Here is a 16,815-nt window from a genome sequence, read left to right as displayed (position 1 = left end):
GGCTGAAGCCGAAAAACGGTGCGCCAGCCAAGATCAGTCCTGAGAGCGTGCGCCAAGTGAAGGGTGAATGTTGCATGGACTTCCTTTGTGTGACGGGGTCTATTTTCACCCGATTGCCGCGCGGCGTGTTTGGGTGTGAAGACGAGAGCCCGGTTGAGTCGGCTCAAAGCAATTTGAGCCCCGGCGGCAGGGCGTCGCCGAGTATTCGGCGTTCGGTGGCTTCGTCCAGTTCGATGTGCTCACGCACCATCGTTACCCAAACCTCGGGCGCGCCCACCACATGCAGGCGCTGGATGATTTGCTCGCGCAACTCCAGCGGCAGATCGCGTGTGCGGTCGTCGGTGACGCGTGCCAGTTGGGTGGCGGCAAAGGCCGCGGGTTCCAGTTGCTTCCAGTCCAGCACCAGCAGAGATTCGACCCAGCCAGCCACCGTGTCCACCGGGACCACGTCATGCAGGTGACCATGAAAGGGCTGGCGTGCGCCAATGCGCCCGAGGGCCCACAAGGTGCGGGCGTCCACGGTCAATTCCTGGGCGCTGGGGGCGGCTTCGCCCGGCGGACCACTGTGCAAGCGCCCGAATAGCCAGGCCCCAATTTCGGTTTTGTACGCCACCGGAATGCGCTCCAGCGAGGCGCCCAGACGCAGCATGTCTTCATCGCTGCCGGGCACGGGCGTGGCGCTGCCGTCGTCGTCCCCGTGTTCGTTGATATGCAGGTTGAAGGCAAAGTCGTCCAGCAGGCGCAGCTGCTCCGTGGCGCCCAGGCCACCGGCCACACGCCGCCACAGTGTCCACCACTCGGCGCAGACCTGTTTGTCCTGCGGGTGTTGCACACCAGCCGGAAACAGGGCCCACAGTTGCTGCAAGCGCCACTCGTCCAACGGGTCGCCAAAACCGGGGCGCAGGCAGTAGCCCATCAGGTTCAGCCACACGCGCTCGTGTTCAGGCGAACGGCGTCGGCCGCGCGCGCGGGGCAGCAGCGCGTCAAACAGCAGGCGAAGGGCGGGGGTGGCCCAGCGCTCACGGTCGCCCAGCTGCTTTTCCAAAAACTGGCGCAGCTGCCGCACTTCTTTCACGGGAACGGCTTGGGTGTTGCTGCCGAAGATGCGGTCAATCTGCGTCACGGCTTGGCGCAAAGCCGTGGCTGGGGCATCCACTTCTGCTTCGCCGTCTTGCGGCTGGTGGCGCAGGTCAAACTCCAGCTTCCAGCGTTGTGTGGGGTCGCTCAGGCTCACGCAGTGCAATTCAAGCGTACCCATTTCGGTGAGGGTCGTGACCAGTTGCACCGGCAAGTTCTGTCGCCCAGCGCTCGCCGCCTCACGTTGCAAAACGGCGGCAATAGGGGGCAAGCGATCAAAGTGCTGCGGGTCCAGGTCCACCAGATCACCGGCCACGGGCGCCGCCGCGTGGCGGGCTTGTGCCAGCGCGCTGAGCAAGTGAAAGCGCACGGGCTGACCAAGGCGCAGCGCAAACTGGCGGTCTTTCAGCAGCACCTCCTGGCCCGGCTCAGTGCCGCGCGGCAGGATGCAAATGCCGTGCGGGGCGGACTGGTTGCCCGCCTCTTCCAGCAGCAGGTAGTAGCTGCGGGCCGCGCCGCCGCCAATCTTGGGCGCCAGGCCTTGCTGGGCCAGCGCGTAGGCCACGGCGCCGCGGGCCACGGCCACATCAGGGTTGTCGTTGTGCAGCAGGCGCAGGGGGGTGCCGCGCCAGTCGGCCAACGTGGCTTGCAGCCGCTGCGCGATGGCGTCGGCGCGAAACACGCCGCCATTGAGCAGCAGCGCGTCCGGCAAGGCGAGGGTGTCTGGGGCGTTGGACTCCGGCAGGCCCAACGCCTGACGCATGGCCGGCGCGTGTTGGCGCAAAAAGTCGGCCAAATGGCGGGTGATGGCCGCGTCCCGAGCGTAGGGCAGGCCGAAAGCGACGATGCCGCTACGCGATTGTTGGGCCTGGTCGGTGGCAGCCACTAGGGGAAAGAAGCCGTCTACTACCCATTGCCGGACTTCGTCGCGGGTCAGGGTGACGGAGCGGCTGGCACCGATCAGGCGCGAACCGCTGCCCAACAGGGTGACGCGCACCTCCAGCGGCGCATCGGCGGCCAGCAGTTGCTCTTTGGCCACGCGACAGCGTTCCATCAACTGCGCCAGTTGGGCGGCTGAGAGGCGGGCGCTGCCGCTAGCGGCGCCGGTGTTCATGCGGCTTTCCACCCAGTGCGCCAGGGCGAGATCCATGTTGTCGCCGCCCAGCATCAGGTGTTTGCCCACGCCAATGCGGGTCAAACGGGGCTCGCCTTCATGCAGTTCAACCTGGATCAGGCTGAAGTCGGTGGTGCCGCCGCCCACATCGGCGACCAACACAAGCTTTGTCGCTCCCAAGGCCGGACTGAGGTCGGCCCGGTGGCGCAGGATCCAGTCGTAAAACGCGGCCTGGGGCTCTTCCAGCAGGCGCAAGTTGGGCAAGCCCGCCTCGCGGGCCGCCTGCAGGGTCAAGGCGCGGGCGGCTTCGTCAAACGAGGCCGGCACGGTCAGCACCAGATCTTGCTGCGTCAGTGGGCTTTTGGGGAAACGGGCGTTCCACGCCGCGTGCACATGGCGCAGGTAACTGGCGCTGGCCGCCACGGGTGAGATTTTGGGCACATCCGCCGCAGCCCCCCAGGGCAGGATGGGCGCGAGCCGGTCCACCCCGGTGTGGGACAACCAGCTTTTGGCGCTGGCCACCAAACGACCAGGCACCTGGGCGCCCAGGTGGCGCGCCCATCGGCCCATCACGGCCGGCGTGGCGTCTGCCGGTTCGGCAGGCGGCCAGGGCAGATGCAGGTCGGCGTCGGCCAACTCACCGGGCGCCGGGTGGTAGCGCACCGAGGGCAGCAAGGGCAGGGCGGCGACTTCGCCCGGCGCCACCAACTGCTCGATGTCAAACAGCTGAATCGGTCCCGCTGGCCCCGCTTTTTTGCGACGACCGGCGCTGGCTTGCGCCGCGTAGGCCACCACCGTGTGGGTGGTGCCCAAGTCAATGCCAACAATGTAGTCGCTCATGCTGGGGTGTGTCAGGCCTTGCCGCGCACGTCGAACTCCACCTTCCAGCGTTCGTCGCTCTGGCTGGCCAGGGCGGTGAGGGCCAGGGTGCCGGTCTCGGTGGCGACGGCGCGCAGGGTCACTTGCACCACCTCGCCCACACGCCTGCCTTCCACCGGCAGGGTGGCTTGAATCTCGCCCAGTTCTTGCAATTCTTCGGGCTGCCAGAAGTCCAGCAAGGTGCCCAGGGTGTCCTGGCGCCGCACGGATGAGCCAAAAAAGCGCAGGTGAACGGGCTCGCCCACCACCAAGCCAAATTCCTGCGTCTGCAAGTCAGCCTCGGTGCCTTCTTCCATGCCAAACGGGGCAATGCACAGGGCCTGAATGGGTGGTTCCATGCCGGGAATGGCGGGCATGCTGGACTCAACTGCCACGTAATAGGCGCGGGCCGTGCCGCCGCGAATGCGCACGCCCTGGCCGCGCCGCACATAGCCGTAGTAGGCCGCACCACGGGCCACCGCCAGGTCCATGTCGGCGCCGGTGAGCATGCGTGCGGGCGCGGCTTGTTCGGCGGTCAACCAGGTGTTGAGGGTGTTCAGGGTGCGCTCGGCCAGCACATCAGATTTGAAAACACCGCCGTTGAAGAGAACGGCCGTGGGGTGCAGGAAGCTCGCGTCGGCGTTCACCGGGCCGGCGAAGCCTTCGAGTTCGGCCGTGGCGCCCGCTTGGCGGCCCAGCAGGGCGGCCAGGTGGCGGGTCACGCCCGCGTCTTGGGCGTAGGGCAGGCCGAGCTGGGTGAGGCCGCTGCGGGTGCGCGTGGTTGGGCGGGCTGCGGCGTCCACGGCCGGGAAGAAGCCTTCCAGAATGGTGTTGCGCACATCGTCCTGGGTGAGCTCCGTGCGGATCGAGCCACCAATGAGCTTGGAGCCGCGGCTGGGCACCACGATGGAGTGCGTGGCCAGCGTGGCGTCGCTCAGCAGCGCTTCTTTGGCGCTGCGGCAGGCGTAGGTGAGGGCGCGCATTTGCCAGGGGTCCAGCGTCTTGCCGTCTGCGGCCAGCTTGCGGGCCACGACGTGGGCCAAAGTCAGGTCCATGTTGTCGCCGCCGAGCAGGATGTGGTCACCCACGGCCACGCGGTGCAGCTCCAGTTGGCCGTCGCGTTCCAGCACGGTGATGAGCGAGAAGTCGCTCGTGCCGCCGCCGACGTCAATCACCAGAATGATGTCGCCCGGTTTGACGTCTTTGCGCCAGCCGCCCGCGCTGGCCTGAATCCAGTGGTACAGCGCCGCCTGAGGTTCTTCCAGCAGGGTCAGGTTGGCGTAGCCGGCTGCGCGTGCGGCCTCGGCGGTTAGCTCACGCGCAGCCGGGTCAAACGAGGCAGGAATGGTGACGGTGACGTCTTGTTGGTCAAACGGCGCGTCAGGGTGAGCCTGGTCCCAAGCTTGGCGCAAGTGCGCCAGGTAGCGGGTGGAGGCCTCCAGCGGGGAGACGCGGGCGACCTCGGGTGGTGCGTCGTTGGGCAATAAGGCGGCCCGCCGGTCCACACCGGGGTGGCACAACCAGCTTTTGGCGCTGGACACGAGTCGAATGGGTGTCAGTGCGCCCCGAGCGCGGGCAAATTCGCCCAAGGCAAAGTCCTGCGTGCTGGACCACGGCAGGTGCAAGTCGCCCCCGGCCAGTTCAGATTCGTGGGGCAGGTACAAAAACGAGGGCAGCAAGGAGCCGCCGTCCACGCTGCCCGGCGCAGTGAGCTGGGGGATGTCGAGCACGCCATAAACAGTGTTCTCACCCTCGCTGGCCTCAATGTCCACGTAGGACAGGGCGCAGTGGGTCGTGCCCAGGTCAATGCCAATGGCGAAGCGGGGGCTGCTCACAGTTCCACCTCGGCTTGCGCCAGCACGGTGGCGTCATGGCCTTCGGCCAGCTTGGGCAGACGTACTTCGGTGGCGCGCCAGCCGCGGTGGCTGAGCTGGCCGGTGAACGGCGCTTGGCCCACCACATTGCCGGTCAGGCGGACGGCGCGGGCGTCAAAGCCCTGAGGCAGGGTCACGCGGCTGCCCTCGGCCTCAAGGCGAACCGGGGCCAGGCTGAAGTGTTCGCGCAGGACTTTGCTGCAGCCCTCATGCATCACGCGGGCGGCGCCGCCAATGTCGGCGTCGGAGTAGCCGCTGAGGTCTTCCTGGGTGAAGTCAATCAGGCGGGCATCACGCTGAAGCAGGGCCAGCAATTGCAGGGCCGCGTCGGGGCTGGCTTCTTTGAGGATCACAGGCGCAGCGGTTGGAGCCGGAGCCGCTGCAGGCGTGGGCGCTTCGGTCGGGGGCGCGGCGGCCTGGCGCAAGGCCAGCACCTGCCCTGCAAAGGCTGGGTTTCCCAGCGTGCTGAAGAAGGCGCCAAAGGCCAGAGGCAGGCGCCGGAAGAAGGACGGGGTTGGGGTCATGGAGGGCTCCAGTGAAGTCCGGCGACAGGCCGGAAGGAAAAGTTGTTGCCCACCCGCCGGGGCTCTGAAGCGCTGGTCACCGGGGTGTCGGCGTCATGGACCACTGCGGGTGGTGGGCGGTTGTGTGGGGGCGCTACGGGCCGCGCGCCTGCCAAAGGCAAATACGGGCCTACCGGCGCAATCCAGTGTAATGCCTGAGGCTGGTCGCGAGGGGAGCCGTGGCTAGGCGTTCAGGGGGCGTGCAGGCGCAGCCAATTGTCAATTTCCAGTACCGCGGCGTCCGTGGCCGCGGTGAGCGCTTGCACGCCGCCTTTGGCGTCGGCACTGGGGGCAGGTCGCCGGACCACCACGCTGTGCTGAATCACGCGGGGTGTTTGGCTGGGTTGGATCAACGTGGCCCGCAAGCGAATCAGGCCCACACTTTGCGCCGGTGCCTCAAACAACTGGCTGAACTCCTCCAGATCAATGCGCAAGGTGGCGGGCGCAGCGGTGCCGGCCAAGCCACTTTCGCCTGGATTGAGAATGGCGCGGGTTTGGCTCAATTGCTCGCTCAAGCGCTGGCGGATGAGCTGGGCTGGTGCCATGCTCCAGCGGGCATGTGCATAGGGTTTGAGTTGCTGACCATTGGCGTAAGACAGCCGGTAGTGCAGTGCCAGGCTCTCCAGTGCGGGGGTGGACTCCACGGTGCCCATGATCAGTGGGGCGCGAGTAGCGGCACTGCTGGCAGCAGTGCCGGTCACAAGGCCGGGGCCAAAGTCATAAACCGCCGGGCGCACCGGTTGAATGGAGTTGGCACAGCCACTCAAAGCCAAAGAAAATACAAGAAACAGGCCTCCAGCCCAGGAGGAGTGGACGGGAGTAGCTATAAATTTTGCAGTGTTCATGGTTGTCCTTGCAGACCTTGTTGTACGGCTGGGGCGGTGAAGCCAGTTTCACCGGGGCCGGGGGCGACAGGGCCATGGCCAAAGATTAACGATTGGGGGTTGTCATTCACGGCGTTGACGGCGCGGCTGACCTGGCGAGCGGCCCGCGCGGTGTCGTCCACAGCCCGGTTCAGGCGGGGCAAACTGGCTGCATTCAGGGTTTGGCCAGTGACGGCCAGCGTCTCCACGCCCAGAGCCAGCTGGTCAAGCGTGCCGCCCGGCGCACTCATGCGATCGGTGACCTTTTTGAAAGCAGCTGCCGAGCGGCGAGCTTCGTCGGCACTGACGCCCACCCGCTCAGACGTGCTTTGAACCACCTTGAGCGTGGCCCGGCTTTCCCCAATCAGCGCGGGCAAGTTTTTGTTGGTGTTGTTGACAAGCTGTTGCAGGCTGAGGGCTGCCTTGCTCATGTTGTCGATGGCACTCATCAAGGTTTTCTGGTTGTCCTCAGACAGCAAAGTGTTGACTTTGTTGCTGCCCGTGATCAGCTGGCCCAGCAGGTCTTCGCCTTGGTCGCTCAACTTGGTCATGAAGTTGCGCCGCATCGGGATGCGCGCAGGTGGCGTGCCGCCCCGAGGTAGCTCGACAATGGATTCACCGGTGTCATCCAATTGCACAAACGCCAGGCCAGTGACCCCCTGAAAACCGAGGGTGGCAAAGCTGGACTCGGTGATGGGGGCTTGGCCGTCAATCGCCACCTGAATCAGCACGTTGCCAGGCTTCTTCGGGTCAAGCGTGATGGCCGTCACTTTGCCGACATTCACGCCCTTGAATCGCACCGAGGCCTGCGGCTGCAGGCCGGTCACGGCGTCGGGGCTGGAGAGTTCGTAGATTTGCAGGTCGCGGGTGTCGCGAGTCAGCCAGACCGACAAGGCGATGACCAAGGCCAGCAACAACACCACAAAGGTGCCGGCCGCAAGGGCGTGGGATTTGTTTTCCATAAGAGGCTCTTTTTACACGCTGGCAGGGGTCGGGCGCAACAGCACGCTGGCGCGCTGGGCCCGTTCACCCTGAAAGTAGTCGTGGATGAAAGGATGGGGATGGCGCATAACGGTCAGCGGTTCGTCACACACCACGATGTGTTTGTCGGCCACCACGGCAATGCGGGTGCTGAGTTCAAACAGGGTGTCCAGATCGTGCGTGACCATCACCACGGTCAGTCCCAGCTCGCGGTGCAATGAACGCAGTAGCTGACAAAACCCGTCCGAACTGCCAGGGTCCAGCCCGGCGGTGGGCTCGTCCAGCAGCAGCAGGGGCGGGTCCATCACCAGGGCACGCGCCAGCGCCACGCGCTTGACCATACCGCCCGACAAATCGGAGGGCATTTTTTGCGCTTGGGAGGGGTCCAAGCCCACCATCTGGAGCTTGACCATGGCCACGTCGTTGATCAACGCCTGCGGCAAGGTGCCGAGTTCTCGCAGGGCAAAAGCGATGTTTTCTAACACGGTGAAGGCGGAAAACAGGGCGCCGTGCTGAAACAGCATGCCAACCCGGCTGGCTGCGCCGTGTGCGCCCATTTGCGAAGCAGGCTCGCCCAGCACGGTGACCGTGCCCCGGGCCGGGCTGGTGAGGCCGAGGATTTGGCGCAGCAAGACGGTCTTGCCGCTGCCCGAACCGCCAACAATGGACAGAATCTCGCCGGCCTCGATGCGCAGGTTCAGGTCTTTGTGAATCGTGAACTCACCCGTGCCGCTTGGGAATGTGGACCACAGGCCCTGGATGTCGACCAAGGGTGGGGCGCTGTGACTCATATGCCAATCTCCTTGAAGACGATGGCAAATAGCGCGTCCACCAAAATCACCATGGTGATGGACGTGACCACCGAGGCCGTTGTGCCGGCGCCCAGACTCTCGGTATTGGGTTTGACCCGCAGACCGTAGTGGCAGCCAATCAGGGCAATCAGCAGGCCAAACACCATCGACTTGCTCAGAGCCAGCGTCAGGTTGGCAATGTCGACCGCGCGCGGCAGGGCTGAGAAGAAATAAGACGGTGTCACGCCCATCACGAGGTCAGCGGCCAGCATGCCGCCAAACAGGGCGGCCATGGTGGTCCACACCGTGAGCAAAGGCATGACCAGCGCTAGCGCCAGCGCCCGTGGCAAGACCAGACGGGCGCCGCGGGGAATGCCCATCACCCGCATGGCGTCCAGCTCTTCGGTGACCCGCATCACCCCAATTTGGGCCGTGATGGCCGAGCCGGAGCGCCCCGCAATCAAAATCGCGGCCAGCACCGGACCCAACTCCCGAATCAGGGATACACCCAAAATGTTCACGATGAAGGTGTCAGCGCCAAACTGCCGCAACTGCAGCGACATCAGGTAGGCCATGACCACGCCAATCAGAAAGCCGACCATGGCCGTGATCGGCAAGGCGGTGGCGCCAATGCGGTAAAGGTGGCCAGATACATCCCGCCACGGCCCCTTGCTGGGTGCCCGTATGAGTTGCACCAAATCCAGCAGCAGCTGTCCAGCCAGCCGCGTCATGTCCCGTAGATGCTCAACCACCACCCACACCGCGGCGCCCAATCCTAGAAATAATTGCCAAAGTGTTGCCGCGGGGACAGCGGGTGGGTCGACGGTGTACTGCGCCACGCGTGTCAGCATGGCTTGGTGAGACTCGTCCATTTGAAGGCCGGCAGGCCATTGGCGTCCCCAGGCGTTCCACAACAATTGCGCGCCGGTATGGTCGAGGCGTGCAAGCCCTCGCAAGTCCCATTGGATTTGTTGATTTTTGGACCCGCCGTGGGCAGACAAACCCGCTTGTATCGGCCCCCAGGCACTGGGCTCAGCCAACCGCGCCGCTGTCCAGCAACCGGACAAAAGCAAGCCGGGTCCATTTGGTGTGGTCTGGGGTGAGAGGCGAGGGGGGGCGTCCGTCATGAAAAGCGTGGAGGGCGGCGAGAGGCCAAGAGTGAGGGTGGGTCATCGTAACGCCAAAGTATCAACATCTAGCCAGGCCGTGACCATGCACGCAGAGGCGCCCGGGGGTCTTGGCTCAAAATCGGGGGGGCAACGGGTCCCGCCAAAATATACGGTAACCCATACATTGGAGAGACATCATGAGTAAGGCGAATCCAAAAAAGACGAGGACGGTGCCCGTATCCACGGCAGAAGTGGTTGCAAAATGAGCTAGTCATTCGACTACATCGTCATCGGTGCCGGGACAGCGGGATGCCTGTTGGCGAATCGGCTGTCAGCTGATGCCACCAAACGGGTATTGCTGATTGAGGCGGGGCCTAAGGACAACTACCACTGGATTCATGTGCCGGTCGGCTATCTGTATTGCATTGGCAATCCGCGCACCGACTGGTTGTTCCACACCGAGCCCGATGCCGGGCTCAATGGTCGCACCCTGCGTTACCCGCGCGGAAAGACGCTGGGCGGCTGTAGCAGCATCAACGGCATGATCTATATGCGGGGCCAGGCCCGTGACTACGACCAGTGGGCTCACCTCACCGGCGATGCAGCTTGGGCCTGGGACCAGGTTTTGCCCAGATTCAAGCAGCATGAGGATCACCACAAGGGCGCCACCCCGCTGCACGGTGCTGGCGGCGAGTGGCGCGTGGAAAAGCAGCGCCTGCGCTGGGATGTGCTGGACGCCTTTGCACTGGCGGCGCAGGAAGCCGGCATTCCGGCCTCCACCGATTTCAATCAAGGGGACAACGAAGGGGTGGGCTACTTCGAGGTGAATCAGAAAGCCGGCTGGCGCTGGAACACGGCCAAAGCGTTTTTGCGGCCAACCTGTGTCGATCGGCCCAATTTTGAGATGTGGACGTCCGCCCAGGTCGCGAAACTGTTGCTGGAAACCCAGGCAGATGGCACGAAGCGATGCACCGGGGTCAGTGTCTGCGTGAATGGCGAGATGGTGACGGCCAAAGCGCAGGGCGAGGTGATTTTGAGCGCGGGCAGCATTGGGTCACCTCACATTCTGCAACTCTCCGGCGTTGGCCCGGCGGCGTTGTTGCATGCACACGGCATCGAGGTTCAGCATGACGCGCCGGGTGTGGGGGCCAACCTCCAGGATCACTTGCAGATCAGGGCCGTTTTCAAAGTTTCGGGTGTGCAAACCCTCAATACCCAAGCCAACTCTCTGTGGGGTAAGGCCAAGATTGGGCTGGAGTACGCTCTGAAACGAACCGGCCCCATGAGCATGGCGCCTTCGCAATTGGGCGCGTTCACCCGCAGTGACCCGGCCCAGACACACCCCAATCTGGAATACCACGTGCAGCCCCTGAGTCTGGATGCGTTTGGTGAGCCGCTGCACAGCTTCAATGCCTTCACTGCCAGCGTCTGTAATTTGAATCCCACCAGCCGGGGCTCGGTGAGACTCAAAAGCCCACACTTTGACGCAGCGCCGGCCATTGCCCCAAATTACTTGAGCACCGAGGTGGATCGCAAGGTAGCCGCGGACTCGCTGCGGGTGACGCGCCACATCGTTGCCCAGCCGGCGCTGAAAAAATACCGACCCCAGGAGTGGAAGCCGGGCACGCAGTTTCAAACGGACGAAGAACTTGCCAATCTGGCGGGCGACATTGCCACCACCATCTTTCACCCGGTTGGGACGACCAAGATGGGCCGGGCGGATGACCCGATGACGGTGGTTGATTCCCGCTTGCGGGTACGAGGCCCAGGTGGTTTGATTGCGGGCTTGCGTGTGGTCGATGCTGGCGTCATGCCAATGATCACCAGCGGCAACACCAACTCGCCGACGCTGATGCTGGCCGAAAAGGCGGCGCAATGGATTGTTCAGGATGCGCAGCAGGTCAGCTAAGTGGGACTGTTTTTGAGGGTAAGTCCTGATGTCAAAGCGCCGCAAATTGATTAAATTAACCCCATTCGACGACGGGCCTATGGCTTGCTGAAGGAAAGGCCCGGGAGACAAAGCCCACAGGGTACAAAAAAAGCGCATCCCAGACGATGCGCTTGAATGAAGGCACCGCTAAAACCGGTGCCTTTTTTCATGCCTTTTTGCCTTCAAGCCCTTGATTTTCATGCGTGACTCGCTATTGAATTTGTAGCGACTGCCCAGCTGATCCGGGTGCGACAATCTCATGATGGATATGTTGATTGTTTCAATGGCTTCGCTGATGGCCGGGTTTGTGGACTCGATCGTGGGCGGTGGCGGCCTGATTTTGACCCCCGCGCTGTTTGCCACGTTTCCCGCCGCTCACCCAGCCACCCTGTTTGGCACCAACAAAGGGGCATCCGTTTGGGGGACCGCCTTTGCCACCTTGCAATTCAGCCGGCGGGTTGAAATGCGTTGGGCGGCGTTGTTGCCTGCTGCGGGGGCGGGCTTCGTGGCCTCGTTCGCAGGCGCCTGGCTGGTCACCATTGTTTCGCCCGAGTTCTTACGAAAATTGTTGCCCGTCATTTTGTTGGCCGTGCTGGTCTACACGTTGGTAAACAAACGCTTGGGCCACACTCACGCGCCGCGTTATGCGGGGTCTCAAGAGGCCTACATTGCCGCTGCCATTGGCGCTGTTATTGGGTTTTATGATGGGTTTTTTGGGCCGGGAACGGGCAGTTTCCTGGTTTTTTTGTTTGTGCGCCTGCTGGGCTATGACTTTCTCAGTGCCTCGGCTGCGGCCAAGCTGATCAACACGGCAACCAACGTCGCCGCCTTGGGGCTATTTGTCATCAAGGGTCACATCTGGTGGCATTTTGTGGTCGTGATGGCCGTGGCGAACGTGGTGGGGAGTTTGCTGGGTACGCGCATGGCACTCAAGCACGGCACGGCGTTTGTGCGCGTCTTTTTCATCATGGTAGTGGGAGCCCTGATTCTTAAAACAGGCTACGACGCGTTTCTGCGCTAAGTGAGCGTCATGTCAGGAATCAATTTGTAACGCGAGATATCATCCGGGATCAGATTGGGAGGGTTGTTCGGACGAACGGCCTGTTTCGCATCAAGAGGCTTTAAGCCCCCGCGGAGAGTAAATGCGTTATCAAGAGTCAAAAGAGCAAAGCGCGGAGTTGCTGCGCCAAGTCATCGCCCTAATGGGGCAGCATGACGCACCATTCAATCCGATTTCGTTCACCGTCTGGTATGAATATGTCTCGGGGATGAATTCCTGGTTGACCCAAGCGGTGGCTCTGGCCATGGCATCCGAGGCGCGCCTGAGTGGGGCGACCCTGCTTCGGCTTTACCAGGAGGGCGTGGCTGAGGTTGACCCCTCGACCATGTACAAGATCGCCAATGAACTGCAGCAAACCATGGCGGGGATGGGCGAGCAAGCCTCGAAAACCGCGCAGCGCGCCGGCCAGTTTGATGAGCAGTTGCAAGGGTTGACGACCGCGTTGGGCAACAGTGATGCCGCAGGCGTCACCACCCTTATCTCGCAGGCGAGGGAAGGAACCGCCCTGATGCGGAGCTCCGTGGGCGAGTTGGAGCAACAAGTGACGGCTGGCCGCCATGAAATAGCGCGGCTGCAAAATGAGTTGGTTCGGGTCCGCGATGAGGTCTTGCTGGACCCCCTCACACAGATTCTCAATCGCCGCGGCTTTGACGAGAAGTTGGCTGTGATGATCGCTCAGGCCCCTGAGCCTGGTTGTTCACATGGTTTGGTCATGCTTGACATCGATTTTTTCAAGCAAGTCAATGACACACATGGCCACGTGATGGGCGACCGTGTGCTTCAAGCCATAGGGGATGTGTTGCGATCCTGCGCCGCTGAAAAAGCGTACTCGGTGGCGCGGTATGGTGGCGAGGAGTTTGCAATTTTGATGCCCGACGCGTCCCTGGAACAGGCTCAGAAGATGGCCGAGTTGGTCCGCCAGCGCACGCGGGCCATGCGGATTCGAGATCGTCGAACCAAGGAAGTGGTGCTCAGCGTCACGGTGTCCGGTGGGGTTGCCGTCATGCAGCTAGGCGATGACAAGCAGCGTTGGATCCATCGGGCGGACTCTGCGCTTTACCAGTCAAAAAAAGCGGGGCGGGATCGCGTGACTTGCGCCTGAGCGCCCGGTCAGCGAGCGGTGCGAGTCGCGTCTGTCGGATCCGGCAGCTTCTCTTGTGGCGGCGTATCAGGGCGGAGTGGCGGCCACGGAATGTCAGCCGCTAATCGCTGTTTTCCAGCAGGGGCGCCAATTTTTCCGATTTTGACGGCGGCCATGTCTTCCTCGCTGGGGTATTGGCCCAAGAGCCAGTAGTCAAAAACGCGTCGCGCGATGGGGGCCGCATGAGCCGAGCCAAAGCCGGCGTTTTCAACAATCACTGCCACGGCAATTTTAGGGTCATCCGCCGGCGCAAACGCGACGTAGAGCGAGTGATCACGCTGGTGCTCCTCCAGCTTGGCGGCGTTGTATTTGATTTTTTTACTGAGTCCCACGGCCTGCGCGGTGCCCGTTTTACCGCCCGAAAGATAGCCAGCGCCAGCAAACACGAATCGTGAGGTTCCGTCCTGCGTCACGCCGACCATGGCTTTTTGAATGACATCGAGGTTTTGCTGTTTGTATCCCAAATCCAGTGGCGGATCCGCACGTACCTCCACCTGGGCGTGGGTGCTGGCGTCACGAGTTGCGATCACGAGTTGCGGCTTTCGGGAAATGCCATTGCCGGCCACAGTGGCCATGGCGTGCGCCAGCTGCAGCATGGTGAAGCTGTTGTAGCCTTGCCCAATGCCCAGTGAAATCGTCTCTCCGGCATACCATTTCTGTTGGTCGCGATTTTTGTAATAGGCGCGTTTCCAGTCCTGGCTGGGCAAAATGCCTCGCACCTCGCCATTGATGTCGATACCGGTGATCTGCCCAAAACCGAGCGGCTTCATGAAATCATGAATGGTATCGACGCCCATTTCATTGGCCAGCGTGTAGAAGTACACGTTGCTCGACTCCACAATGGCACGGCGCATGTCCATAATGCCACCTCTTTCATTCTCCGGGCTGCCAAATCGACGACCCCCGAACATGAAAAACAGCGGGTCGTTGATCAAAGTGGTGGCGGACCTTTTTCCTGTTTCCAGCGCCGCCAGCGCCATGAACGGTTTGTACGTTGACCCAGGGGGGTAGGTGCCGCGAAGCGCTCGGTTGAGCAGCGGCTTGTCGGGCGACTCATTCAGGCCTTTCCAGCTTTCGGAGTCAATGCCGTCCACGAACAGGTTAGGGTCGAATGTGGGTTTGCTGACAAAAGCAAGCACCTCTCCCGTCTTGGGATCCAAAGCCACCAAGGCGCCTCGGCGATCACCAAACATTTCCTCGATCATGCTTTGTAGCTTGATGTCGATGGATAGCATGACCGTGTCACCCGGTGTCGAAGGCGCACTGGCCAAGCGCCGCGTGGCATAGCCACCCGCCGATGTCTCCATCGAGTCCACTCCGGTGGTGCCGTGCAGTCGCGTCTCAAAGCTTTGTTCCACACCGAGTTTTCCGATGTACTCGGTGCCACGGTAGTTGGCCTGTTCTTCCGAGTCATCAAGCCGGTCCTTCTCAGCCCGGTTGATTCGGCCGATGTAGCCAATGACGTGACTCGCCAGTTCGCCAAAGGGGTAGTTTCGAAACAGGCGGGCTTTGATTTCCACGCCAGGAAACCGATAGCGCTGTGCTGCAAAGCGCGCCACCTCTTCGTCGCTCAGGCGATTGCGCAAAGGCAAAGACTCAAAGCTTTTCCCCTCGTCCCGCAAACGCTTGAAGCGACGCCTGTCACGCGGCGTGATCTCCACCAGTTGGGACAACTCGTCAATCGTCTTTTCCAAGTCACCCACACGAGATGGCGTGATCTCCAGCGTGTAAGCCGAGTAGTTGGTGGCCAGGACGACCCCATTGCGATCCAGAATCAAGCCACGATTGGGAACCACGGGAACCACGGCCGTGCGGTTGCTCTCGGCCTGCTCAAGCAGATCCTGATGTCGAACCACCTGGAGGTACACCAAGCGCGATACGACGAGCGAAAAGCAGAACACCACGAGCAGGCTGGCGGCCGCGACGCGGACTCGAAACCGCGATAGATCGGCTTCGACGTTGCGCAAAACTGTCATGGATTGACCGTCACCATGTCAAAGTGGTCGATGTGCATCGGGGTTGGGGGCTCTCCTTTGCGGCACCAGCAAAAGAACGCTTATCACGGGCCAGAGCATCGACTCAATGGCGGGTGCGAGCAAGATCCAGAGGCCTGGGAATTTGCCAGCGGCCAGCAAGCGAACCACCAACTCGATGGCATGGGCCGCCACAAACAAGGGCAGCACTTGCAGGGCTTGCGACGGCACGCCGAACCAAAGCAGTCGACGATGGATCGAAATGGCCAGAAAACTCAACACGGTATAGGACAGTGCGTGCTGCCCCAGCATGGAGCCTTGGTGCACGTCAACCAGTATGCCAAACAGAAACGCGGCGCCAATGCCCACGCGTCGCGGCTGATGGACCGTCCAGAACACCAGCGTCAGGGCCAAAAAGTCAGGCATCCAGGCGGCGCGACCCCACAGCGCCATATTGAGAAGCATGCTGAGTGCCAGTGCGAATAGCATGCTGCCCCAAATAAACAAGGGATTGACGGGCAACAAGAGTTGCTGCCCAGGGCGCATGATCATGAGCGCAGCCCTCGCAGTGAGGTGGGTCCGGCGGCGGGACTCTGGGGACGTGGGGCAATTTGGGTACCCACAGGCGTCAGAATCATCACATGCCGCACACCCGTCACCAGCGCCAAGGGCGCACAGGTGATTCTTGCAAATGCGGTGTCTGCGCGACGTTCGACCTTCTCGACACGGGCTACGGGCAAGCCAGCGGGGTAGACGCCGTCGACACCGCTGGTCGTCAACTGATCGCCTTCCTGAACATCGGCGCTGGCGGCCATGAATCGCAATTCCAGGGAGTTGGCCCGAGCGCTGGGGTCACCGAAGACCAGTCCACGGGCGCCGGTGCGGGTGTTGAGCACGGGAATGGCCTGGTCGCGGTCGATGATCAGGGTCACCTCGCTGATCATGGGGTAGACGCGGGTCACCTGACCCAGAATACCGTGTTCATCCAGCACCGGTGAGCCGGGCAAGGTGCCGTCGACCGAGCCCCGGTCCACAATAACTTTGTGGCTGTAGGGGTCTGCGGCGTCGTAAAGTACTTGCGCTGTTTGTGCGGGTGTTGTCAGTCGATCGCGCAATCCGAGTAGCTGTCTCAGCCGTGCGTTCTCCAGTGCCAATTGTTCGGCTTGGTTGGCGCGCTGAGATTGAAGGGTAAGTTGGCGCTGAGCGGTCTCCTCATTGGCTTGTGCCAGCTTGAGCGACTCAAAATATTGGCCGCCTGTTTGCGCCCAGATCACCGGTTGCATGACGGTCCATTGGACGGGGTAGAGCACAGTGGCCACGGCGACGCGCAGTGGTTGGGCAATTTGCAGTCGAGTGTCGGCTACCATCAGGAACAACGCCAGCGCGCTGAAGAACGTCAGTTTGGACAGGGCCGAGGGGCCCTGTCTGAAAAATGGGGGAGGTGCTCCGTCCAGCGTACCAAGTGGCATCGCCGCTTCCCG

13 protein-coding genes are annotated in these 16,815 nt (G+C 62.4%); 3 read left to right on the top strand and 10 right to left on the bottom strand.

The window, feature by feature from the left end; translation table 11 throughout:
- Window positions 1–163: 163 nt before the first annotated feature.
- The 7 genes from J8G15_RS13155 to J8G15_RS13125 all read right to left on the bottom strand — a co-directional run bounded on the left by J8G15_RS13155 (window position 164) and on the right by J8G15_RS13125 (window position 9,248).
- Window positions 164–3,031 carry an Hsp70 family protein gene (locus J8G15_RS13155; protein WP_210542543.1) on the bottom strand — a complete coding sequence of 956 codons (2,868 nt, stop codon included), beginning with the start codon at window positions 3,029–3,031 and terminating at the stop codon, window positions 164–166.
- A gap of 11 nt (window positions 3,032–3,042) precedes the next feature.
- Window positions 3,043–4,884 (bottom strand): Hsp70 family protein, encoded by a 1,842-nt coding sequence (locus tag J8G15_RS13150; protein ID WP_210542541.1) that lies wholly within the window; start codon window positions 4,882–4,884, stop codon window positions 3,043–3,045.
- The gene (locus tag J8G15_RS13145) at window positions 4,881–5,447 is read right to left on the bottom strand and encodes a DUF2760 domain-containing protein (RefSeq protein WP_210542539.1); all 567 of its coding nucleotides are present in this window, start codon (window positions 5,445–5,447) and stop codon (window positions 4,881–4,883) included. Before J8G15_RS13145 ends, J8G15_RS13150 begins: the two co-directional genes overlap by 4 nt.
- 230 nt (window positions 5,448–5,677) lie before the next feature.
- A complete protein-coding gene (locus J8G15_RS13140; RefSeq protein ID WP_210542537.1) occupies window positions 5,678–6,331 on the bottom strand; it encodes an ABC-type transport auxiliary lipoprotein family protein in 654 nt (217 codons plus the stop codon).
- Window positions 6,328–7,311, bottom strand: a complete 984-nt coding sequence (locus tag J8G15_RS13135) for an MlaD family protein (protein WP_210542535.1) — start codon at window positions 7,309–7,311, stop codon at window positions 6,328–6,330. The genes J8G15_RS13140 and J8G15_RS13135 overlap by 4 nt, the downstream gene beginning before the upstream one ends.
- A 12-nt stretch (window positions 7,312–7,323) precedes the next feature.
- The gene (locus J8G15_RS13130; RefSeq protein WP_210542533.1) at window positions 7,324–8,121 is read right to left on the bottom strand and encodes an ABC transporter ATP-binding protein; all 798 of its coding nucleotides are present in this window, start codon (window positions 8,119–8,121) and stop codon (window positions 7,324–7,326) included.
- Window positions 8,118–9,248, bottom strand: a complete 1,131-nt coding sequence (locus tag J8G15_RS13125) for an ABC transporter permease (protein ID WP_210542531.1) — start codon at window positions 9,246–9,248, stop codon at window positions 8,118–8,120. The genes J8G15_RS13130 and J8G15_RS13125 overlap by 4 nt, the downstream gene beginning before the upstream one ends.
- A 298-nt stretch (window positions 9,249–9,546) precedes the next feature.
- On the opposite strand from J8G15_RS13125, the gene J8G15_RS13120 reads away from it, so the two are divergent.
- From J8G15_RS13120 to J8G15_RS13110, 3 genes are all read left to right on the top strand, one after another.
- The gene (locus J8G15_RS13120) at window positions 9,547–11,139 is read left to right on the top strand and encodes a GMC family oxidoreductase (protein ID WP_240538272.1); all 1,593 of its coding nucleotides are present in this window, start codon (window positions 9,547–9,549) and stop codon (window positions 11,137–11,139) included.
- 283 nt (window positions 11,140–11,422) lie between these two features.
- The gene (locus J8G15_RS13115; RefSeq protein WP_210547581.1) at window positions 11,423–12,181 is read left to right on the top strand and encodes a TSUP family transporter; all 759 of its coding nucleotides are present in this window, start codon (window positions 11,423–11,425) and stop codon (window positions 12,179–12,181) included.
- A gap of 121 nt (window positions 12,182–12,302) precedes the next feature.
- Window positions 12,303–13,322, top strand: a complete 1,020-nt coding sequence (locus tag J8G15_RS13110; RefSeq protein ID WP_210542530.1) for a GGDEF domain-containing protein — start codon at window positions 12,303–12,305, stop codon at window positions 13,320–13,322.
- An 8-nt stretch (window positions 13,323–13,330) separates the two neighbouring features.
- On the opposite strand, the gene mrdA is transcribed toward J8G15_RS13110, so the two are convergent.
- Genes mrdA through mreC form a run of 3 tightly spaced genes read right to left on the bottom strand, consistent with a single transcriptional unit; the run spans window position 13,331 to window position 16,803 of the window.
- The gene (gene mrdA, locus J8G15_RS13105; RefSeq protein ID WP_210542528.1) at window positions 13,331–15,337 is read right to left on the bottom strand and encodes a penicillin-binding protein 2; all 2,007 of its coding nucleotides are present in this window, start codon (window positions 15,335–15,337) and stop codon (window positions 13,331–13,333) included.
- Between the two features lie 18 nt (window positions 15,338–15,355).
- Window positions 15,356–15,886: a rod shape-determining protein MreD gene (mreD, locus tag J8G15_RS13100; protein WP_210542527.1), complete on the bottom strand. Its 531-nt coding sequence runs from the start codon at window positions 15,884–15,886 to the stop codon at window positions 15,356–15,358.
- Window positions 15,883–16,803 (bottom strand): rod shape-determining protein MreC, encoded by a 921-nt coding sequence (gene mreC / locus J8G15_RS13095; protein ID WP_210542525.1) that lies wholly within the window; start codon window positions 16,801–16,803, stop codon window positions 15,883–15,885. Before mreC ends, mreD begins: the two co-directional genes overlap by 4 nt.
- Between the last annotated feature and the right edge of the window lie 12 nt (window positions 16,804–16,815).

This window comes from Rhodoferax sp. PAMC 29310, assembly GCF_017948265.1.
Taxonomy (GTDB): Bacteria; Pseudomonadota; Gammaproteobacteria; order Burkholderiales; family Burkholderiaceae_C; genus Rhodoferax.
This window is presented reverse-complemented; position numbering and strand designations above follow the sequence as displayed.